Annotated in this window: 18 protein-coding genes; 10 read left to right on the top strand and 8 right to left on the bottom strand. The window is 67.8% G+C overall.

Annotated elements, in window-relative coordinates; translation table 11 throughout:
* Positions 1–23 precede the first annotated feature (23 nt).
* The gene (locus tag ACF8ML_RS02810) at positions 24–1,796 is read left to right on the top strand and encodes a methyl-accepting chemotaxis protein (RefSeq protein WP_046984442.1); all 1,773 of its coding nucleotides are present in this window, start codon (positions 24–26) and stop codon (positions 1,794–1,796) included.
* Positions 1,797–1,853: 57 nt separating this feature from the next.
* Here ACF8ML_RS02810 and ACF8ML_RS02805 read toward each other — a convergent pair whose 3' ends face one another.
* The 7 genes from ACF8ML_RS02805 to ACF8ML_RS02775 form a co-directional block, all read right to left on the bottom strand.
* Positions 1,854–2,516 carry a DUF799 domain-containing protein gene (locus ACF8ML_RS02805; protein ID WP_017407772.1) on the bottom strand — a complete coding sequence of 221 codons (663 nt, stop codon included), beginning with the start codon at positions 2,514–2,516 and terminating at the stop codon, positions 1,854–1,856.
* Between the two features lies 1 nt (position 2,517).
* Positions 2,518–2,892 (bottom strand): DUF4810 domain-containing protein, encoded by a 375-nt coding sequence (locus tag ACF8ML_RS02800; protein ID WP_034364091.1) that lies wholly within the window; start codon positions 2,890–2,892, stop codon positions 2,518–2,520.
* Positions 2,889–3,569 carry a CsgG/HfaB family protein gene (locus ACF8ML_RS02795; RefSeq protein ID WP_016445723.1) on the bottom strand — a complete coding sequence of 227 codons (681 nt, stop codon included), beginning with the start codon at positions 3,567–3,569 and terminating at the stop codon, positions 2,889–2,891. Before ACF8ML_RS02795 ends, ACF8ML_RS02800 begins: the two co-directional genes overlap by 4 nt.
* 98 nt (positions 3,570–3,667) lie before the next feature.
* Positions 3,668–5,386 carry a single-stranded-DNA-specific exonuclease RecJ gene (recJ, locus tag ACF8ML_RS02790; protein WP_392406229.1) on the bottom strand — a complete coding sequence of 573 codons (1,719 nt, stop codon included), beginning with the start codon at positions 5,384–5,386 and terminating at the stop codon, positions 3,668–3,670.
* 10 nt (positions 5,387–5,396) lie between these two features.
* On the bottom strand, positions 5,397–6,395 hold the full coding sequence (locus tag ACF8ML_RS02785; RefSeq protein ID WP_063328199.1) for a hypothetical protein: 999 nt from the start codon (positions 6,393–6,395) through the stop codon (positions 5,397–5,399).
* 66 nt (positions 6,396–6,461) lie between these two features.
* Positions 6,462–7,787 (bottom strand): sulfatase, encoded by a 1,326-nt coding sequence (locus tag ACF8ML_RS02780; RefSeq protein ID WP_392406227.1) that lies wholly within the window; start codon positions 7,785–7,787, stop codon positions 6,462–6,464.
* 44 nt (positions 7,788–7,831) lie between these two features.
* Positions 7,832–8,854 (bottom strand): tripartite tricarboxylate transporter substrate binding protein, encoded by a 1,023-nt coding sequence (locus tag ACF8ML_RS02775; protein WP_392406225.1) that lies wholly within the window; start codon positions 8,852–8,854, stop codon positions 7,832–7,834.
* A 179-nt stretch (positions 8,855–9,033) separates the two neighbouring features.
* Between ACF8ML_RS02775 and ACF8ML_RS02770 the strand changes: the two genes are divergently transcribed.
* From ACF8ML_RS02770 to lolD, 3 genes are all read left to right on the top strand, one after another.
* Positions 9,034–9,504, top strand: a complete 471-nt coding sequence (locus tag ACF8ML_RS02770) for a MarR family winged helix-turn-helix transcriptional regulator (RefSeq protein ID WP_016445728.1) — start codon at positions 9,034–9,036, stop codon at positions 9,502–9,504.
* A 61-nt stretch (positions 9,505–9,565) separates the two neighbouring features.
* On the top strand, positions 9,566–10,819 hold the full coding sequence (locus ACF8ML_RS02765; protein WP_026062761.1) for a lipoprotein-releasing ABC transporter permease subunit: 1,254 nt from the start codon (positions 9,566–9,568) through the stop codon (positions 10,817–10,819).
* Positions 10,812–11,528, top strand: coding sequence for a lipoprotein-releasing ABC transporter ATP-binding protein LolD (gene lolD / locus ACF8ML_RS02760; RefSeq protein WP_013800885.1), 717 nt, complete (start codon positions 10,812–10,814; stop codon positions 11,526–11,528). The genes ACF8ML_RS02765 and lolD overlap by 8 nt, the downstream gene beginning before the upstream one ends.
* 43 nt (positions 11,529–11,571) lie before the next feature.
* Here the strand turns inward: lolD and ACF8ML_RS02755 are convergent, their stop codons facing one another.
* Complete coding sequence (locus ACF8ML_RS02755) at positions 11,572–13,038, bottom strand: methyl-accepting chemotaxis protein (protein ID WP_392406223.1); 1,467 nt, start codon at positions 13,036–13,038, stop codon at positions 11,572–11,574.
* A 214-nt stretch (positions 13,039–13,252) separates the two neighbouring features.
* Between ACF8ML_RS02755 and ACF8ML_RS02750 the strand changes: the two genes are divergently transcribed.
* From ACF8ML_RS02750 to ACF8ML_RS02725, 6 genes are all read left to right on the top strand, one after another.
* Positions 13,253–14,074 (top strand): TatD family hydrolase, encoded by an 822-nt coding sequence (locus ACF8ML_RS02750; RefSeq protein WP_043789797.1) that lies wholly within the window; start codon positions 13,253–13,255, stop codon positions 14,072–14,074.
* A gap of 75 nt (positions 14,075–14,149) precedes the next feature.
* Positions 14,150–14,695 carry a DNA-deoxyinosine glycosylase gene (locus tag ACF8ML_RS02745; RefSeq protein ID WP_016451089.1) on the top strand — a complete coding sequence of 182 codons (546 nt, stop codon included), beginning with the start codon at positions 14,150–14,152 and terminating at the stop codon, positions 14,693–14,695.
* Positions 14,696–14,715: 20 nt separating this feature from the next.
* Positions 14,716–15,516: a hypothetical protein gene (locus ACF8ML_RS02740; RefSeq protein WP_016445733.1), complete on the top strand. Its 801-nt coding sequence runs from the start codon at positions 14,716–14,718 to the stop codon at positions 15,514–15,516.
* Between the two features lie 69 nt (positions 15,517–15,585).
* Positions 15,586–17,388 carry a GspE/PulE family protein gene (locus tag ACF8ML_RS02735; protein ID WP_016445734.1) on the top strand — a complete coding sequence of 601 codons (1,803 nt, stop codon included), beginning with the start codon at positions 15,586–15,588 and terminating at the stop codon, positions 17,386–17,388.
* Between the two features lie 196 nt (positions 17,389–17,584).
* Positions 17,585–18,073 (top strand): tripartite tricarboxylate transporter TctB family protein, encoded by a 489-nt coding sequence (locus ACF8ML_RS02730; RefSeq protein ID WP_016445735.1) that lies wholly within the window; start codon positions 17,585–17,587, stop codon positions 18,071–18,073.
* Positions 18,074–18,088: 15 nt separating this feature from the next.
* A complete protein-coding gene (locus ACF8ML_RS02725; protein ID WP_016445736.1) occupies positions 18,089–19,600 on the top strand; it encodes a tripartite tricarboxylate transporter permease in 1,512 nt (503 codons plus the stop codon).
* Positions 19,601–19,678: the final 78 nt, after the last annotated feature.

The raw sequence follows: 19,678 nt of genomic DNA, 5'->3' as shown, positions 1-19,678 counted from the left end.
TTAGAAAAAAGATCGGTTTTTCCATGAATCTGAATCAAATCACCGTCGCCCAGAAACTCTGGGCCCTGGTGCTGGGACTGCTGGTGAGCATGCTGGCGGTCAACGGCGGCATCCTGTTCTATCTGCACGGAGTCAACGAGAAGATCAACACCGACGTGATGACCGCGCAGCGCGGCGCCACGCTGGCGCGCGAGTGGCGGCATCTGACCCAGATGAGCGTGGAGCGCTCCATCGTCGCGGCCATGTCACCCGACGAGACGCTGGCCGCGCAGCAGCGCGCGCTGATGAGCAAGGGCATAGAACGCATCAACGTGCTGCAAAAGCAGGTGGGCGAGCTGCAGCTCGATGCCAAGGGCAAGCAGGCGCTGGAGGCCGTGGCGGCCGAGCGCCGGGAAACGCTCAAGGCCAACTCGGCGGCCCAGGATGCGCGCAAGGCCAGCGACTTCGCCTCCACCTTCGACATCGTGGAAAAGCAGCTGCGCCCGGCGGCCGAGCGCTACAACACGGCGCAGGAAGCCTTTGTTCAGCAGCAGGAGCGCCAAAGCGAGCTGGCGCGCGAGGAGGGCGTCGCCCACCGCACCCGGGCCTACTGGATCGGCGCCCTGGCCAGCGCGCTCATCGTGGCCCTGGGCCTGTTCATGGGCATGGCCATCATGCGTTCCATCACACGGCCGCTGGACCAGGCCGTGGCGCTGGCCGACGGCATTGCCGCAGGCGATCTCACGGGGTCGGTGCAAAGCAACCGGGGCGATGAACTGGGCCATCTGCTGCAGGCGCTCAACGGCATGGCCCAGCGGCTGCGCGGCGTGGTGGGCGAGGTGCGTTCGGGCGTGGAGTCCGTGTCCACGGCCTCCAACCAGATCGCCAGCGGCAACCAGGACCTGTCCTCGCGTACCGAGCAGACGGCGGCGAATCTGGAGGAGACGGCGGCCAGCATGGAGGAGCTGACGGCCACCGTCACCCAGTCGGCCGATACGGCGCGCCAGGCCAACCAGCTGGCCGCCACGGCCGCGCAGGCGGCCGAGCAGGGCGGCGCCGTGGTGGCCCAGGTGGTCACCAGCATGCAGCAGATCACGGACAGCAGCCGCAAGATCGCCGACATCATCGGCGTGATCGACGGCATTGCCTTCCAGACCAACATCCTGGCGCTCAACGCCGCCGTGGAAGCGGCCCGCGCAGGCGAGCAGGGCCGGGGCTTTGCCGTGGTGGCCGGCGAGGTGCGTTCGCTGGCGCAGCGCAGTGCCGAGGCCGCCAAGGAGATCAAGCTGCTGATCACCACCAGCGTGGACAACGTGCAGTCGGGCTCGCAGCAGGTGGAGCAGGCGGGGCGCTCCATGGAGGAAATCGTCTCCAGCGTGCGCCGCGTCAGCGACCTCATCGGCGAGATCACCGCCTCGTCCACCGAGCAGCGCGACGGCATTGGCCAGGTCAACCAGGCCGTGAGCCAGCTCGACCAGATGACGCAGCAGAATGCGGCCCTGGTCGAGGAATCCAGCGCGGCTGCGCTGGCCATGCAGGACCAGGCGCGGCGCCTGTCCGAGGTGGTGGCGGTGTTCAAGCTGGGGCAGGAAGGCAGTGCGCTGGCACCGGCCCGGGCGCAGGCGCCCGCCAGTTCAGCCGCCGTGGCGCGCCGACCGGCAGCAGCCCCTGCAGCGGCGGCGCGTCCCGCGCCCGCGGCACGCCCGGCTGCCGCCGTGCGCAATGCACCGGCGCCCCAGATCCAGCCGCCTGTGGCTAAGGCGCCCGCCCGGGCACCTGCCAAGGCCGGCGCGGACGACGACTGGGAGACCTTCTAGCGGGAGGAGCGGGGATGCAGGCCGGCGCGTGCATGTGCGCCGGCCTGCGGGCCTTCGTCAGTTGCGCGGTTTGCCGTAGTCGGGCGAGCGCGGGCCCGGCAGCAGTCCGCGCTGCGCCATGGGCGACAGCAGGCGCTGGTTGGCGATGGAGGCGATCTGCACGCTGCGGTCGTTCATGGTGTCCAGGATCTGGTTGAGCAGTGCCGTCACCAGAATGCCGACCAGTCCGCCGCCCGAGCTTTGGCCTTCGGCACTGGAGGCCGTGGCGCTGCCGTCCCACAGCTGTGTGCCGGTACGCAGGTCCACCAGTTTGGCGTCCAGCGTGACCACCGAGGCGCTGCTGATCACCGCATAGCTGGTGCCGTAGTTGCGGATGTTCAGGTACAGGGCCGCATCGGCGCCAAAGATTTCACGGAGCTTGGCCACGGGCAGTTCCTGCGCATCGTCGGCGCTGACGATGCCGTTCTGGCGGAACATTTCCTCGGTGACCGCCACGGGCAGGACGTAGTAGCCAGCCTCGGCCAGCGGCAGCGTGATCTGCGACAGCACGCCGGCCGGCGCATTCACTTCCGGCGACTGGTTCAGCGCGGGCATGACCAGGATGGATGCAGGCTTGGATGCCCGCAGTGCCGAATAGTCATAGGGCGCAGTGGTGGCGCACCCGGTCAGTGCGACGGTCATGGCCAGGGCCAGGGTCTTGATGTGTGTGCTCAGGCGCATCTCAATCCTTGCGGGCCGTGAAGGTTTGCAGCAGCGTGTCCATGAACTTGGCGGATTCGGGGAAATGCTGCTTTTCCTCTGCCAATTGCTGCACCGTCTTTTCGTTGTTGCCGGTCCGGGAATACAGCATGGCCATATGGGCGCGATAGCCGGGGGGCAAAGCCTTTCCCTCGGCCTGCACCTTCAGGCGGGTTTCTTCCAGCTTGAGCAATTGGTCCTCGGCGCCTGTGCTTCCGTCATCCTTGAGGTATTGATAGACCTGGGGCTGGTAATCGTTCCAGGCATACAGCGGCTGGCGCGGTGCGGCGCAGCCGGCCAACGAGGCGCAAACGGCCAGTGCAGCCAGGGTTGCGGCCGAATGGGGAATCTGCTTCATTGGGCGGGCTTCCATGCACCGCTGTCCATGCCGGCCGCCAGCTTGTCCACGGCTTCGCGGATGGCCAGATCCAGCACCTTGCCATTGAGTGTGGAGTCATAGCCGGCCGTGCTGCCGAATCCCACGATTTCGCGGTTCGACAGGCTGTATTCGCCCGCACCCTGTACCGAATAGACGACTTCGGAGGTCTGCACCCGGACGATGTTCAGGCTGACCTTGGCATAGGCCACCTGCTCCTTGCCACGGCCGAGCACGCCGAAGAACTGGCGGTCCCCGACCACCTTGCGGCCGAACTCGCTCACGTCGCCGGTCACGACGTAGGTGGCGCCCTTGATCGCCTGCTCCTGCCGGTTGAAGCCCGCTTCCTGGCGGGTCTCGGACATGTTGTCGCGGTCCAGCACGCTGAATCGGCCGCTTTGCTGCAGGTGGGTTACCAAGATGGTTCTGGCCTGGCCACCGAGGCGGTCGACTCCGTCCGAGAAAATGCCGCGCTGGAAGCTGGAGCGGTTGTCGAACTTGCCCACGGAAATGGGGCTGCGCGGGCCTTGATAGGCGCTGTATGCAGAAGCGGGTTTGGCCGTTTCAAGCGTGCGCGATTGCTCGGTGGTGGCGCAGCCGGAAAGGCCGGCGGCCAGGGTGATGGCAATGGCCGTGCAAGGCCACAGGCGAGAAGTCATGAGTTTTTCCCCGGTTTTCTTGGAATGAATTTGCAATAAATTGTTGCAAAAAACCGGGGATATTAACCGAGCGGCGCCGTGAAGGGCCGGTGGGATCTCTAGGAAATGTCCGAATGAACGCCCTCGATCAGGAATTGCACCTTGCGCTCTCCGCGCCATTCATTGATGTCCATGCGAAATGCAATGCAGGCCGATGACGGCAGCGGGTCGGTATGGCCGAACCAGATGCCGTCCACGGTTTCGCCCTGATGGCGCAATTGCAGTTTCAGGTGCTTTTCACCGACCAGGCGCTGTGAGAGCACTTCCAGCTGTTCGCTGAAGGTGGGCGGGGCAAAGCCCTGGCCCCAGACCGCGAGATTGAGCTGCTCGACCATTTCGGGCTTGCGGAAATCCGGGTCCAGCGGTCCGTCGGTCTCTATGCGGCGCGTCAGCGTGGCCGCGTCCAGCCATTCCTGTGCCACCTGGGCCAGGGCCTTTTCGAACACCGCGAAACCGGCCTCGGCAATGGTGCAGCCGGCCGCCATGGCGTGGCCGCCAAAGCGCAGCAGCAGGCCGGGGTGGCGCTTGGATACGAGGTCCAGCGCGTCGCGCAGGTGAAAGCCGGGAATGGAGCGGCCCGAGCCCTTGAGTTCATGCTCGTGCCCCGGCGCGCCGCTGGCTGCGAAGACGAAGCTGGGCCGGTGCATGCGGTCCTTGATGCGCGAGGCCACGATGCCGACCACACCTTCGTGGAAATCGGGGTCGAACACGCTGATGGCCGCCGGCGGCGTCATGCCGTCCGTGCACAGGCCCTCGGCCATGAGCAGGGCCTGCTCGCGCATGCCGCCTTCCAGCTCGCGGCGCTCGCGGTTGATGGCGTCCAGCATCTGCGCCAGGTTGGCGGCGCGGCCCGCATCGTCCGTGGTCAGGCACTCGATGCCGATGGTCATGTCGGACAGCCGGCCGGCCGCATTGATGCGCGGACCCAGCGCGAAGCCGAAGTCGAAGGTGGTGGCCGCAAAGGCCTTGCGGCCGGCCGCGTCGAACAAGGCCTGCAGGCCCGGCTGCATCTGGCCCCGGCGTATCTGCTTCAGGCCCAGGGCGACCAGGCGGCGGTTGTTGGCGTCCAGCTTCACCACGTCGGCCACGGTGCCCAGGGCGACCAGGGGCAGCAAGGCCTCCAGACGAGGCTGGCTGGTCTTGTCGAAGCGGCCGCGCGTGCGCAGTTCGGCTCGCAGGGCCAGCAGCACGTAGAACATCACGCCGACACCGGCCATGGACTTGCTCTCGAAGCTGCAGCCGGGCTGGTTGGGGTTGACGATGGCATCGGCCAGCGGCAGGTGGTTGCCGGGCAGGTGGTGGTCGGTGACGACCACCTGCAGGCCCAGGGACTTGGCCTCGGCCACGCCTTCGACGCTGGCAATGCCGTTGTCCACGGTGACCATCACGTCGGCGCCGGTTTCCTTGACACGGCGCGCGATGGGGGGCGTCAGGCCGTAGCCGTCCACCACGCGGTCGGGCACCAGGTAGCCGACCTCGGTCGCGCCCAGCATGCGCAGGCCGCGCCAGCCCACGGCGCAGGCGGTGGCGCCGTCGCAGTCGTAGTCGGCCACGATGCACAGGCGCAGGCCGCGCTCTATGGCATCGGCCAGCAGCCGCACGGCGGCCTCCATGCCCAGCAGGCCGGAGGGGGCCAGCAGGCGTGCAGGCGTGTCGTCCAGTTCGTCGGCGGAGCACACGCCGCGTGCGGCGTAGAGCTGGGCCAGCAGCGGGTGGACGCCGGCCTGGCGCAGTGCCCAGGCCTGCTGTGCAGGAATCTCGCGGGGGATGATTTTCATGGGCAATGTGTCAGAGCATGCGGCCCAGGTCGGGCAGGGCGCGGGGGCCGAAAAGGCCCGTCAGCCTGTCCAGCCAGCGCGGCGGGCGGCTGCTCCATGCGATGGCATGGCGTTCGCCGCACAGCGTCAGCGTGAGCGGGTGGCCTGCGCGCACGCGCTCCAGCAGGCGGGCGATGAGCCCGGCGTCCAGCGCCTTCCAGGCCTCGCGCCACGCAGCGGGGTTGCCCTGCAGGGCTGCGGCGTGAAGGTCGTCCAGGCATTGCACGGCGGCCTTGGCGCCGGTGGCCGTGCCGGGCTGCAGGCGCCCGGCGCCGTGGACCCAGAAGGCGTTGATGGGCACCTGGCCGCGGGCGGCGCGGGCGTCGTTGAAGACATGGGTGTAGAGCAGCATCTGCACCTCGCTTTGCAGGCGGTGCAGGGCGCGCGCCTGCTGCGCATCGGGCAGCCAGGGCCGCACGTCGCGGCCGATGACGCGGTCCATGGAGGCCGTGGCCAGGTCATCGAACAGCGCACCGCGCGCCAGCCAGCGCTGCGGCTGCTGGTACTCCAGCACGATGCCGTCGTCAGCGAACCAGGGCGCCAGCAGGGCCAGCAGCTGGCGGGATTCCTCATCGCTGAGGGGTGTGGTGGCGGGATCGCTCTGGTGGACCTGGTCTGCGCCTATGTGCCAGTGGCAGGGCGTGACATAGGCGCAGGCCTGTGCCGTCTCACCGGCCTGCCAGGCGGCCCAGGCAATCAGGCCCGGCGCATCGGGCAGGCCCAGCGAGCGCGCCAGGGCGCGTTCGTGGGGGGGAGAAAAATCCATCTCCGTGCCGGTCTGTGCGGGCGCGGGCTGCATCAGCGCCAGCAGGGATTGGAGATGGGGCAGCTCCAGTCCGCCCCAGACGGCCGCGACGGCAGCGTCATCCGCCGCATCCGAGGACGGACCGCCGGCATAGGGAATGATCCATTCGGTCGTTTCCTCCAGCGGGGCTTGGGTGGAGGACACCAGGGGCGCGGTCAAAAGCATGGCCGCTATTGTCGGGCATGGGGTGCCGCAGTGCCGACGCCTTCGTTTTTCCCCTTGGAGCGCGGTTCAGCGCTGGGGCATGTCCCGGGCCGAAGAGACCAGGCTGACCGTGGCGTCCTCGGGGATGGGCGGCATGCCCTGGTTCCAGTCTTCCCAGGCGCTGCGCATGGCGGCCAGACGCTCGGGCGCGCGCACTGCCTGGTTGGCGCGCTCGCGCTCGTCGCTGGCCAGGTCGAACAGGTAGTCGATGCCGTCCACGCGCAGGTACTTCCAGTCGCCGTCGCGCAGCGCGCGCTGGCCGCGGTGCTTCATGCGCCAGTGCAGGGTGCGCGGGAATTCGGCATCTTCGGCGCGCAGCACGGGCAGCAGGGAGACGCCGTCCAGCGCATGGCCGGCCGGCGCCTGCACGCCGGCGGCATCCAGCACCGTGGCCGACCAGTCCATGCTCATGCAGTGCTGGGGGCTGCTGCGGCCCGGTGCGATCACGGCCGGCCAGTGCGCGATCCAGGGCACGCGTATGCCGCCCTCGGTCAGGTCCATCTTGCCGCCGACCAGGGGCCAGTTGTCGGAGAAGCGTTCGCCGCCGTTGTCGCTGGTGAAGACGATGAGGGTGTTGTCCAGCTGTCCGTTGGCGCGCAGCGCCTCGACGATCCAGCCTATGCCTTCGTCCATGTGGTGGATCATGCGGCGGTACTGGTGGATGTTGCCGCCGTCCAGGTGGGCAATGCCTGCGCCCAGGGCCTCGGCCGTGCTGCGGTCCTCGCGCGTTTCCCAGGGCCAGTGCGGCGCCGTGTAGTGCAGGCTCAGGAAGAAGGGCGCATCGCCTTGGGCCATGCGGTGGACGAAGTCCACGCTGCGCTGCGACAGCAGGTCGGTCAGGTAGCCCTCGTCGTGGTGCTCCTCCTCGCCCACCCACAGGTCGTGCTGGCCCGAGCTGCTCAGATGGGTGAAGTAGTCCACGCCGCCTGACATGGGGCCGAAGTATTCCTCGTAGCCCGAGCGCAGCGGGCCGAAGTGCGGCGGGTAGCCCAGGTGCCATTTGCCGATCAGCGCCGTGCGGTAGCCCGCATCCCTGAGCATGGAGGCCACGGTGGGCATGTCCGGCGGCAGGCCCAGCTTCTCGCCCAGCGGCGTGCCGCGTGTCCTGCTGTTGATGGGCTCCTCGGCCGCACCGCGCAGGCGGTACTGGTAGCGCGCCGTGGCCAGGGCAAAGCGCGTGGGAGAGCACACGGGCGAGTTGGCATAGCCCTGGGTGAGCCTGAGGCCGCCGGCGGCCAGGCGGTCGAGCACGGGCGATACCGGGCCGAAGTCGGCCGCGCGGCCGCCGTAGCAGCCGAGGTCGGCATAGCCGAGGTCATCGGCCACGATGAAGAGGATGTTGGGACGGGACATGGAAATGCGCTCTGTGCAGGGTCGTGGGCGGGAAGCGGCGGCGCTCATTCCATCTTCATTCCGGTGGACTGGATCACGGTCCGGTAGCGGTCGGCCAGCGCCTGTATGCGTTCGGCGGCGGCCGGGCCGGTCAGGCCTTCATAGAACAGGTCGTTGGCGCGCATGCGCTCGCGCAGGGCCGGATCCTTCATGGCCTTTTCCAGCGCGGCCTGGATCCTGGCGACCAGCGGCTCGGGCGTGGCGGCCGGCACCCACAGGGCGAACAGCACTTCCTGCTCCAGCTCCTTGTGGCCCAGCTCGCCCACGGTGGGTACGCCGGGCACCAGCGGGTTGCGCTGGCGCGTGGTCACGGCCAGCGGCACGACCTTGCCGGCCGCCACCTGGCCCAGCATGGCCGAGGAGCTGATGATGCCGCCGTCCACCTCGCCGGCCAGCACGGCCGTGCTGGCCGGGGCGTTGCCCTTGTAGGGCACGTGGCTGACCTTGGCGCCCGTGGCATGGGTCAGGATGGCCGAGGCCAGGTGGCCCGGCGTGCCGTAGCCGGCCGAGCCCAGCGTCAGGCCGCTTCTCTTGCCCTGGGCGATGAACTGGTCCAGGGTCCTGAGGCCGGTGCGGGGATTCACGGCCACCATCATTCCCTGCGAGGCGATCATCATCACGGGGCGCAGGTCCGTGCCCTTGAAGGGCATGCTCTTGTAGATGAAGGGATTGACGGTGAAGGTCGTGTCGATGCCGACCAGCAGCGTGTAGCCGTCGCCGGGTGCCTTGGCCGCGTTGTCGGTGCCGATGTTGCCGCCCGCGCCGGGCCGGTTGTCCACGACGAAGGGCTGTTTGAGCTCACGCTGCAGTACCTCGCCCAGGCTGCGCGCCAGAATGTCGGCGGCGCCAGCGGGCGCGAAGGCGACGACGATGCGCACGGGTTTGGCGGGCCAGGCGGCAGCATCGGCGGCCGCATCGGCCCGGGCGCCAGCGCCGGAGCCCAGGCCCAGCAGAAGGGCCAGGCCGGCCCGCAGCAGCGGGCTGCGCAAGGCATGGGTGGCATGGGTGGCTTGGAACAGGGAAAACATGGTGGCGAACTTTCTGCGCTGCGGGGGCGCCGGGCTTTGCGAGAATCCCCAGGCCGGCTCCGGACGGTGGCTCCCGTTGTCTCCTTTCCGGACGGGGCCACTGTAGAAGTCCCTGCAGCAATTGATCTAATCAACTGTTCCCCGTGAATACCCGTCCAGCCCCCACGTCCATCCAGCAGATGCTGCTGTTTCGCATCAACCGCTACTTTGGTGCGGCCGGCGGCGTGGCCATGCGCATGTGCGAGGCGCATTTCGGCATCACGCGCCGCGAGTGGGGCGTGATGGCCACGGTGGCTGCCAACGAGGGCCTGCTGTCGTCGGAGCTGGCCGAACGCGCGCAGCTGGACCGCGCACGCACCTCGCGCGCCCTCAGCGGGCTGGAGGAAAAGGGCTGGGTGCAGCGCAGCCCCCTGCCCGGCGACCGCCGCCGCGTGGCCGTGTCGCTGACCGCCGAGGGGCGGCGCATGTACGGCCTGATCCTGCCGCGCATGGCCCAGATCCATCTGGACCTGGTGTCCGTGCTCAGCGACGAGGAACTTGAACAATTCGACACCTTGCTGGCCAGGCTGCAGCGCCATGCGCTGACGCTGGAGGCAGAGGGCCGCTACGACGCCCTGCCGCGCGTGGACCGCGGACGGCACCGGCGCTGACACGCCGACGGCAAAGCCTGCCGCCATGCAGGGCCTGCGGGCGATGACACAATGCATGCCCATGCAATTTCCCTACGAACTGGCCGTCGGCTGGCGCTACACCCGGGCCGGGCGCGCCACGCGCCGCAACGGCTTCATCTCGTTCATCTCCGGCGTCTCCATGCTGGGCATCGCCCTCGGTGTGGCGGCGCTGATCATCGTGCTCAGCGTGATGAACGGCTTCCAGAAGGAAGTGCGCGACCGCATGCTCAGCGTGGTCTCGCACATCGAGATCTTCGCGCCCCAGGGTGCGGCGCTGCCCGATCTGGAGCGCACCATGCGCGAGGCGCGCGCCAACCCCGACGTGCTGGGCGCCGCACCCTTCGTCGCGGCCCAGGCGCTGCTGGCGCGTGGCGAGGACATGAAGGGCACGCTGGTGCGCGGCATCGATCCGGCGCGCGAGGGCGAGGTCACCGACGTGGCCGCCACCAATGCCGAGGTGCTCAAGCGCCTGGTGCCTGGCGAGTTCAACGTGGTGCTGGGCGTGGAGCTGGCGCGCTCGCTGGGCGTACGCCAGGGCGACATGGTCACGCTGATCGCCCCGGGCGGCCAGGTCACGCCGGCCGGCGTGGTGCCGCGCCTCAAGCAGATGCATGTGGCAGGCACCTTCGACTCCGGCCACTACGAATACGACTCGGCCCTGGTGATGATGCATTACGAGGACGCGCAGCGCCTGTTCCGCCTGGAAGGGCCGACTGGCATCCGCCTGAAGCTCAAGGACCTGCACGAGGCGCCGCGCGTGGCCATGGAACTGGCCCACACCATCACCGACCGCCTGCTGATCCGCGACTGGACCCAGCAGAACCGCACCTGGTTCGCGGCCGTGCAGCTGGAAAAACGCATGATGTTCATCATCCTCACGCTCATCGTGGCCGTGGCTGCGTTCAACCTCGTGTCCACGCTGGTGATGACGGTGACCGACAAGCGCGCCGACATCGCCATCCTGCGCACGCTGGGCGCCTCGCCGTCCAGCATCATGGGAATCTTCATGGTGCAGGGCGCCATGGTGGGCGTCATCGGCACCTTCGCGGGCCTGCTGCTGGGCCTGGGCATTGCCTTCAACATCGATGTCATCGTGCCGGCCATCGAGCGCCTGCTGCATGCCAACTTCCTGCCCAAGGACATCTACCTGATCAGCAAGATGCCCAGCGATCCGCAGTACAGCGACATCATGCCCATCGCCGTGATCTCCCTGGTCCTGGCCTTTGTCGCCACCATCTATCCCAGCTGGCGCGCCAGCCGCGTGAACCCCGCCGAGGCGCTGCGCTATGAATGAAGTGAATGTGATGCCCGGTTTCGAAGTGTCCCAGCAGGGCGCCGTGGTCCTCGATGCGCGCGGCCTGACCAAGCGCTTCGCCGAAGGACGGCTCAACGTGCAGGTGCTGGCAGGGGTCGACCTGCAGGTGCGTGCGGGCGAGACGCTGGCCATTGTCGGCGCCTCGGGCTCGGGCAAGAGCACGCTGCTGCACCTGCTGGGCGGGCTGGATGCCCCCACTAGCGGCAGCGTCACCCTCAAGGGCGAGCCCCTGCATGAACTCAGCGCCCAGAAGCAGGGTGCGCTGCGCAACAGGCACCTGGGATTCATCTACCAGTTCCACCATCTGCTGCCCGAATTCAGCGCCCAGGACAACGTGGCCATGCCGCTGCGCATACGCCGCGACGACCGGGCCGAGTGCATGGAGCGCGCCGCACGCATGCTGGCGGCCGTGGGCCTGGGCGAACGCATGCTGCACCGGCCGGCCGAGCTGTCGGGGGGCGAGCGCCAGCGCGTGGCCATTGCCCGCGCCCTGGTCACGCAGCCTGCCTGCGTGCTGGCCGACGAGCCCACCGGCAACCTGGACCGCAGCACGGCCGACACCGTGTTCCGCCTGATGCTGGAGCTGGCGCGCAGCCATGGCACGGCCTTTGTGATGGTCACGCACGACGAGCAGCTCGCGGCGCGCTGCGACCGCATGGTGCGCCTGGTGCAGGGACAGCTGGCCTGACCCTGTACTGGGTCCTGCGTGCGCCGTCCTGCGCGCTCCGGCGTCAGGCCATGCGCAGCAGCTTGCCGCCCATGTGCGGCGTGCGCACAGGCACCACGGAGGGCGCTGGCGCCGCCTTGATCTGCGGGGCCTCGGGAACCATGGCCGCCGGCAGCGACTTGCGCACGGGTTGCGCGCGGGGCGTGTCGCCGATGTTCACGCTCTGGGCCGTCAGGTCGGCCGTGACCTCGCGCAGCCGCGCAGACTGCGCCATGGAGGCCTGCACCACGTCGCCCATGATGGCCGTGACCTGGTGGGAGGAATCCACGATTTCCTGCATGGTCCCGCCGGCCTGTCGCACCTGCTCGGCGCCCAGAGCCACCTGCTCCACCGAGGTGTGGATGAGCTGCTTGATCTCCTTGGCGGCGGCGGCACTGTTCTGCGCCAGTGCCCGCACCTCGCCGGCCACCACGGCAAAGCCCCGGCCCTGCTCGCCGGCGCGGGCCGCCTCCACGGCGGCGTTCAGCGCCAGGATATTGGTCTGGAAGGCGATGCCGTCCATCACGCCGATGATGTCGCTGATCTTGCGCGAGCTGGCGCTGATGGACTCCATGGTGCCCATCACCTCGTGCACCGTGCGCCCGCCCTGCTCGGCCACCAGGCAGGCCTGGCGGGCCAGTTCATTGGCCTGGCCTGCGTGCTCGGCGCTTTCGCTCAGGCCCTGCATGGCCTCGCCCAGGGTCTGCGCGGCCGTGAAGCGGCGCGTGATATCGCGGGCGTACTTGACTACCTTGAAGGGCCGGCCGTCGGCATCGAGGATGGGGTTGTAGCTGGCCTCGATCCAGACCTGGCGGCCGTGCTTGCCGATGCGCAGGTACTGGCCTGCATCGTGCTGGCCGCTGCCCAGCTTGCGCCAGAACTGCGCGTATTCGGCGCTTTGGCGCTCATGGGGCTGGACGAACATGCTGTGGTGCCGCCCGACGACCTCGTCCAGCGTGTAGCCCATGGCCTGCAGGAACAGGCGGTTGGCATGGAGGATGTTGCCGTCCAGGTCGAACTCGATGATGGCCTGCACCTTGGAGATGGCCGCCAGCTGGCCTTCGGCATCGGCGTTGCGGCGCTGCTGCTCGGTGATGTCGGTGGCGTACTTCACCACCTTGAAGGGCCGGCCATGCCGGTCGAAGATGGGGTTGTAGCTGGCCTGCAGCCAGACATCGCGCCCATCCCTGGCGATGCGCCGGTAGCGCCCCGCATCGTGGATGCCGCTGCCCAGGCGCTGCCAGAACTGGGCGTATTCGGGGGATTCGCTGACCTGGCTGTCCACGAACATGCGGTGGTGCTGGCCGATGACCTCGTGCTCCTCGTAGCCCATGGTGTCCAGGAAGTTCTGGTTGGCAGCCAGCACATGGCCTTGCAGGTCGAACTCGATCACCGCCTGGGACTTGTGTATGGCGGCCAATTGCCCGTCAAGCTCCGCCTTGCGGCGTGCGCCACCGAGGTCCAGGATTCGACTCCATGCTGAGCGCTTCATGGGAATTCCTCTCTCCAAAGCATGCCGGCCGGTGATGCGGGAGCCCGATGCGGGGTGTAAGTGTTACTTTATGTATTTTTATGGAGGCGCAAGCCATTCGTGTATTGATTTTGTCAAACGGAGCTGACTCGCAATAAGCCAAGGGTTTGCCCTTGCTCCGGGCCTCGTCTGCCCCTTGGACGGGCGCTGCCCGGGCCGGTGGCATGATGCGGCCATGCCCGCCTGGATAGACACCCACTGCCACCTCGATGCCCCTGAATTCGATGCCGACCGCGATGCCGTGCGCGCGCAGGCGGCCGAGACAGGCGTTGCGCATCTGGTGATTCCGGCCGTGGCGCGCGAGCACTGGGACACGGTGGTGGCGCTGGCGCGGCGCCATGGCGACAGCTATGCGCTGGGCATCCATCCGCTGTACACGCCCAATGCCCGCGAGCAGGACATTGCCGCATTGCGCGAGACGCTGGACCGGCTGCGTGGCGATCCCCAACTGGTGGCCGTGGGCGAGATCGGGCTGGACTTCTTCGTGCCGGGGCTGGACGCACAGCGGCAGGTCTGGTTCTACGAGCAGCAGATCGCGCTGGCGCGCGAGTTCGATCTCCCGGTCATCCTGCATGTGCGCAAGTCCAGCGACCGGCTGCTCAAGACCCTGCGTGCACGGCCCGTGGCGGGCGGCATTGCCCATGCCTTCAACGGCAGCGGGCAGCAGGCCCAGGCCTTCATCGACCTGGGTTTCAAGCTGGGCTTCGGCGGCGCCGTGACCTATGACCGCGCGCTCAGGCTGCGCGAGCTGGCAGCCAGCTTGCCGCTGGACGCGCTGGTGCTGGAAACCGACGCTCCCGACATTCCGCCGCACTGGCTCTACACCACGGCCGGGCAGCGCGCCCAGGGCCAGGCCCAGGGCCGCAACACGCCGGCCGAGCTGGCACGCATTGCGGATGTGATTGCGCAACTGCGCGGCATCACGCCCCAGGCCCTGGCCGAGGCCACGGGCCGCAACGCGCGTGCCGCGCTGCGAGGCCTGCCCGCCATGGCCTGAACCAGGCTTGAGCGGAACCTGAACCTGAGCGGTCTTGCCGCCCGCTGCCAGCAGCCCGGCGACCGCTGGGCGACAATGCCGGCCATGTCCTTGACCGTTCCCGACCTGCCGCCCCCCGGCACCCCGCGCTGGCAGGGCCTGGCGCCGGTGGCCGATGCGCGGACCCGGGCCCTGGTGCTGGGTAGCTTTCCGGGCCTGCGATCGCTGCAATTGCAGCAGTACTATGCCCATCCGCAAAACCAGTTCTGGCCCCTGCTCCAGGCCTTGTGGCCCGAGTATCCGCAGCCCGGCCGCGATGACTATGCGGGCCGCTGCGAATGGCTGCTGGCCCGGGGCCTGGGGCTGTGGGATGTGTACGCCAGCTGCGAGCGCGAAGGCAGCCTGGACAGCGCCATCCGCGCTGCCGAGGTGAACGACTTCGCTGGGCTGCGCACGCACTGCCCGCAGTTGACGCTGGCCTTGCACAACGGTGGAGAAAGCTACAAGCACGCCGGCCGCACGCAGGCCCTGGGCCTGGCTGCCGTGAAGCTGCCATCGACCAGCCCGGCCAACGCGAGCTGGCGTTTCGAACGCAAGGTCCAGGCCTGGCGCGAGGCGCTGGCTCTCCATCAACTGCTCTGAATCTTTCCATTTTTCCCGACGTGATACGCAAGACCCGTGGCGCCGCCAAGGCCGCCCCTTCCTCTCCCGCCAACGCCGCAGATGCCGAGCTGCCCGAAGTCAGCGTCTCCGACGATGGCGATGTGCGCCACCTGCACCTGGGCACGCCCTGGATACAGGGCTCCATGCGCATACGCGAGCCCTTCGAGATCGAGCTGGAGTACGTGCAGCGCATGATGGGCTGGCTGCTGTTCATGGAACCCGCCAGCGTGGCCGGCCGCCATGCCATGCAGCTGGGCCTGGGCGCCGCGGCCATCACCAAGTTCTGCCACAAGAAGCTGCGCATGCGCACCACGGCCATCGAGCTGAACCCGCAGGTGCTGGCCGTGTGCCGCAGCTGGTTCAAGCTGCCGCCCGACAGCGACACGCTGCGCGTGGTGCTGGCCGATGCGGCCCAGGAAATCCGCAAGAGCCAGTGGCTGGGCACGGTCGATGCGCTGGCCGTTGATCTCTATGACCACGATGCGGCCGCGCCCGTGCTGGACAGCGCCGAGTTCTATGCCGATTGCCGCAATCTGCTGACCGAGGACGGCATCATGACCGTCAACCTGTTCGGCCGCACCTCCAGCTACGAGCGCAGCCTGGCACGCATGGCCGAAGCCTTTGGCGAAGAGGCCATGTGGGCCTTCCGCCCCACGCGCGAAGGCAACACCGTGGTGCTGGCCCAGCGCACCCCGCGCGCGCTCGACCCCGCAGCGCTGCAGGCCGCCAGCGCCCAGGTGCAGGCCCGCTGGGACCTGCCCACCACGCGCTGGCCCAAGATCTTCGTGCGGCCCTGGTAGAGCGGGCTGGCCGGGCAGGGAGGCCGGCAGGCTTACCATAGGGCGCAGTTCAGCTTCCGGCCCAACGCCATGTCCGACCCGACCTCCACCGCACAGCCCACAACCGCCGTCGCTCCGCGCAATCCTTCGGGGCCCCTGGACTGGCGCAGGCTGGTGCAGTGGCTGCAGGCCGACGGCGTGATCACGGCCGAAGAGGCCCAGCGCACCGTGGCGCGCTGCTCGCAGGCCGAGAGCACCCAGCACCCGCTGGTCCGGCTGGCCAACGTGGGCGTGGCCCGGGCCGGTGACGGGCGCGCGCTGGACATCGAGGAGCTGACCCAGTACCTGGCGAGCCGCAGCGGCCTGGCCTACCTGCGCATCGACCCGCTGCGCGTGGATGCGGGCCGCGTGGGCGAAATCATGAGCGCCAGCTATGCCGAGCGCCACAAGGTGCTGCCCGTGCAGGTGTCGCCGCAGGAAGTGGTGGTGGCCACGGCCGAGCCGTTCATCGACGACTGGGTAGCCGAGGTCGAGCGCCAGGCGCGCCGCAAGGTGCGCCGCGTGCTGGCCAGTCCGGTGGACCTCAAGCGCTACACGGGCGAGTTCTTCGCCTTGGCCAAGTCGGTGCGCGCTGCCGAGAAGGCCGGCGGTGCGGCCAGCGCGGCCAGCTTCGAGCAACTGGTGGAGCTGGGCAACAGCAGCAAGCAGCTCGATGCCAACGACCAGGGCGTGGTGCGCGTGGTGGACTGGCTGTGGCAATACGCCTTCGACCAGCGCGCCAGCGACATCCACATGGAGCCCCGGCGCGACCAGGGCGTGATCCGCTTTCGCATCGACGGCGTGCTGCATCCGGTCTACCAGGTGCCCATGGGCGTGCTCAACGCCATGGTCTCGCGCGTGAAGCTGCTCGGGCGCATGGACGTGGTGGAAAAGCGCCGCCCCCAGGATGGGCGCATCAAGACCCGCAACCCGCGCGGCGACGAGGTGGAAATGCGCCTGTCCACGCTGCCCACGGCTTTTGGCGAAAAGCTGGTGATGCGGATCTTCGACCCCGACAACACGGTCAAGGACCTGGACGCCCTGGGCTTCACCAGCCATGACGCCCAGCGCTGGAACGAGCTGGTGCGCCGCCCGCACGGCATCATCCTCGTGACCGGTCCCACGGGCTCGGGCAAGACCACCACGCTGTACTCCACGCTCAAGCGCGTGGCCACGGAGGAGGTCAACGTCAGCACCGTGGAGGACCCGATCGAAATGATCGAGCCCAGCTTCAACCAGACCCAGGTGCAGACGCAGCTGGACTTCGGCTTCACCGAGGGACTGCGCTCGCTGATGCGCCAGGACCCGGACATCATCATGGTGGGCGAAATCCGTGACCTGGCCACGGCCGAGATGGCCGTGCAGGCCGCGCTGACCGGCCACCTGGTGTTCTCCACGCTGCACACCAACGATGCGCCCAGCGCCGTGAGCCGGCTGATGGAGCTGGGCGTGCCGCCCTACCTGATCAACGCCACGCTGCTGGGCGTGCTGGCCCAGCGCCTGGTGCGCACGCTGTGCCCGCAATGCAAGCAGCGCGACGAGGAGACTTCGGCCGCCACGCTGGCCGAGGCCGTGCGGCCCTGGAAACTGTCAGGCAGCTACCAGCCCTACAAGCCCGTGGGCTGCGTGGATTGCCGCATGACGGGCTTTCGCGGGCGCATGGGCCTGTACGAGCTGCTGACCGTGAGCGAGGCGCTCAAGCAGCAGATCCACACCTCGCCGTCCATGGATGCGCTGCGCCGCCAGGCCGTGCAGGACGGCATGCGTCCGCTGCGCCTGGCCGGAGCCCTGCGCGTGGCCGAAGGCGTGACCACGCTGCAAGAGGTCATGGCCAGCACGCCCCTGCTGGGCTGACTGGCGGATAAAAACGTAAGTGCCTGCTCTTGCGCAGGCCGTTGCCAATGATGGATGGGGTGCCTGGCATGGGCACCCTTTTTTCCTCATGCGGGTAGGACATGAGGGTATGCCCTTTGTAGGTGGAATCCACATTCGGACACAGTTTTTCTGAACGCAAAATCGCCGGGTCGTGATTCCGTAAGGAGACATTCTCGTGAAAATCAAGAGTCAGAAAGACTTTTTTTCCGGCGTGATGTTTTTGGTTGTCGGCCTCGCTTTTGCGATCGGCGCAACCAACTACACCGTCGGCACCGGTGCCCGCATGGGCCCGGGCTACTTCCCGCTGATCCTGGGTGTGCTGATGTCCATTCTGGGCACGGCCATCTGCTTCTCCGGCCTGACCAAGGGACCCTCCGGCGGTGACAAGATCGGCAAGTGGGCGTGGAAGCAGGTGTTCTTCATCCTGGCCGCGAACTTTGCCTTCGGCATCCTGCTGGTCGGCGTTCCCAATCTGGGCATTCCCCAGTTCGGTCTGATCGTCGCCATCTATGCGCTGGTGTTCATCGCCAGCCTGGGCGGCCATAGCTTCAACTTCAAGGAAGTGGCAATTCTGGCCACCGTTCTTGCCGTAGGCAGCTATGTGGCCTTCGTGTGGGCACTGAATCTGCAGTTCCCCGTCTGGCCCAGCTTCATCACCGGCTAAGCAGGAGCATCGTCCGTGGAACTTTTTCAGAACCTGGCGACCGGCTTCGGCGTCGCCTTCACTTTCCAGAACCTGATCTACTGCTTCGTCGGCTGTCTGCTCGGTACGCTCATCGGCGTGCTTCCAGGCATCGGCCCCGTGGCAACGATCGCCATGCTGCTGCCAGCGACCTACGCCCTGCCTCCGGTGGCGGCGCTGATCATGCTGGCCGGTATCTACTACGGTGCGCAGTACGGTGGCTCGACCACCGCCATTTTGGTGAACCTGCCGGGTGAATCCTCGTCCGTGGTGACCGTGATCGACGGCTACCAGATGGCCAGAAAGGGGCGAGCGGGACCCGCTCTCGCTGCCGCAGGACTCGGCTCGTTCTTCGCAGGCTGCGTGGGCACCGTGATCCTGGCCGCCTTCGCGCCTCCGCTGACGGAAGTGGCCTTCAAGTTCGGCCCTGCTGAGTACTTCTCGCTGATGACCCTGGGCCTGATCGGCGCCGTGGTGCTGGCTTCGGGCTCGCTGCTCAAGGCCATTGCGATGATCGTGCTGGGCCTGCTGCTGGGCATGGTCGGTACCGACGTGAACTCCGGTGTGGCCCGCTACAGCTTCGACATTCCCGAACTGACCGACGGTATCGACTTCGTCGTGATCGCCATGGGCGTGTTCGGCTACGGCGAAATCATTGCCAACCTGTCCAAGCCCGAGGACGAGCGCGAAGTGTTCGCAGCCAAGGTGACGGGCCTGATGCCCACCGCCGAGGACTTCAAGCGCATGCTGCCTGCCATGCTGCGCGGCACGGCCCTGGGTTCTGCCCTGGGTATCCTGCCCGGTGGCGGTGCCATGCTGTCGGCCTTTGCTGCCTACACCATCGAGAAGAAGACCAAGCTCAAGCCGGGCGAAGTCCCCTTCGGCCAAGGCAACATCCGTGGCGTGTGCGCGCCCGAGTCGGCCAACAACGCAGGTTCGCAGACCTCCTTCATCCCGCTGCTGACGCTGGGCATTCCGCCCAACGCCGTGATGGCACTGATGGTGGGCGCGATGACCATCCACAACATCCAGCCGGGCCCGCAGGTGATGACCAGCAACCCCGAGCTGTTCTGGGGCCTGATCGCCTCGATGTGGATCGGCAACCTGATGTTGATCGTCCTGAACCTGCCGCTGATCGGCGTCTGGATCAAGCTGCTGACCGTGCCCTACCGCTGGCTGTTCCCGTCCATCGTGCTGTTCTGCGCGATCGGCGTGTACGGTACCAACAACAACACCTGGGACGTGTGGATGGTGGGTATCTTCGGCTTCGTGGGCTATGTGTTCCACAAGCTGGGCACCGAACCGGCTCCCTTGCTGCTGGGCTTCATCCTGGGCCCGATGATGGAAGAAAACCTGCGCCGTGCGCTGCTGCTGTCGCGTGGCGACTGGAGCGTGTTCGTGACCCGTCCGATCTCGGCCGGCCTGCTGCTCGCCGCCGTGGTGCTGCTGGTGGTGGTGCTGATGCCCGCAGTGAAGAACAAGCGCGAAGAAGCATTCGTCGAGGATTGATCGCCTCAGCGCTGCAACCATGTTGCTTGACGGCCCTTCGGGGCCGTTTTTTTTGCGTCGACGAGAAATGCACGTGAA

Source organism: Delftia sp. WSY_10 (assembly GCF_043104705.1).
GTDB classification, from domain to species: domain Bacteria; phylum Pseudomonadota; class Gammaproteobacteria; order Burkholderiales; family Burkholderiaceae_C; genus Comamonas; species Comamonas tsuruhatensis.
This window is presented reverse-complemented; position numbering and strand designations above follow the sequence as displayed.

What these genes read in the sequence shown, in the direction of transcription:
- ACF8ML_RS02810 (WP_046984442.1), top strand. Translation starts at nt 24, where the DNA reads ATGAATCTGAATCAAATCACCGTCGCCCAGAAACTCTGGGCCCTGGTG.
- ACF8ML_RS02805 (WP_017407772.1), bottom strand. Translation starts at nt 2,516, where the DNA reads ATGCGCCTGAGCACACACATCAAGACCCTGGCCCTGGCCATGACCGTC.
- ACF8ML_RS02800 (WP_034364091.1), bottom strand. Translation starts at nt 2,892, where the DNA reads ATGAAGCAGATTCCCCATTCGGCCGCAACCCTGGCTGCACTGGCCGTT.
- ACF8ML_RS02795 (WP_016445723.1), bottom strand. Translation starts at nt 3,569, where the DNA reads ATGACTTCTCGCCTGTGGCCTTGCACGGCCATTGCCATCACCCTGGCC.
- recJ (WP_392406229.1), bottom strand. Translation starts at nt 5,386, where the DNA reads ATGAAAATCATCCCCCGCGAGATTCCTGCACAGCAGGCCTGGGCACTG.
- ACF8ML_RS02785 (WP_063328199.1), bottom strand. Translation starts at nt 6,395, where the DNA reads ATGCTTTTGACCGCGCCCCTGGTGTCCTCCACCCAAGCCCCGCTGGAG.
- ACF8ML_RS02780 (WP_392406227.1), bottom strand. Translation starts at nt 7,787, where the DNA reads ATGTCCCGTCCCAACATCCTCTTCATCGTGGCCGATGACCTCGGCTAT.
- ACF8ML_RS02775 (WP_392406225.1), bottom strand. Translation starts at nt 8,854, where the DNA reads ATGTTTTCCCTGTTCCAAGCCACCCATGCCACCCATGCCTTGCGCAGC.
- ACF8ML_RS02770 (WP_016445728.1), top strand. Translation starts at nt 9,034, where the DNA reads ATGCTGCTGTTTCGCATCAACCGCTACTTTGGTGCGGCCGGCGGCGTG.
- ACF8ML_RS02765 (WP_026062761.1), top strand. Translation starts at nt 9,566, where the DNA reads ATGCAATTTCCCTACGAACTGGCCGTCGGCTGGCGCTACACCCGGGCC.
- lolD (WP_013800885.1), top strand. Translation starts at nt 10,812, where the DNA reads ATGAATGAAGTGAATGTGATGCCCGGTTTCGAAGTGTCCCAGCAGGGC.
- ACF8ML_RS02755 (WP_392406223.1), bottom strand. Translation starts at nt 13,038, where the DNA reads ATGAAGCGCTCAGCATGGAGTCGAATCCTGGACCTCGGTGGCGCACGC.
- ACF8ML_RS02750 (WP_043789797.1), top strand. Translation starts at nt 13,253, where the DNA reads ATGCCCGCCTGGATAGACACCCACTGCCACCTCGATGCCCCTGAATTC.
- ACF8ML_RS02745 (WP_016451089.1), top strand. Translation starts at nt 14,150, where the DNA reads ATGCCGGCCATGTCCTTGACCGTTCCCGACCTGCCGCCCCCCGGCACC.
- ACF8ML_RS02735 (WP_016445734.1), top strand. Translation starts at nt 15,586, where the DNA reads ATGTCCGACCCGACCTCCACCGCACAGCCCACAACCGCCGTCGCTCCG.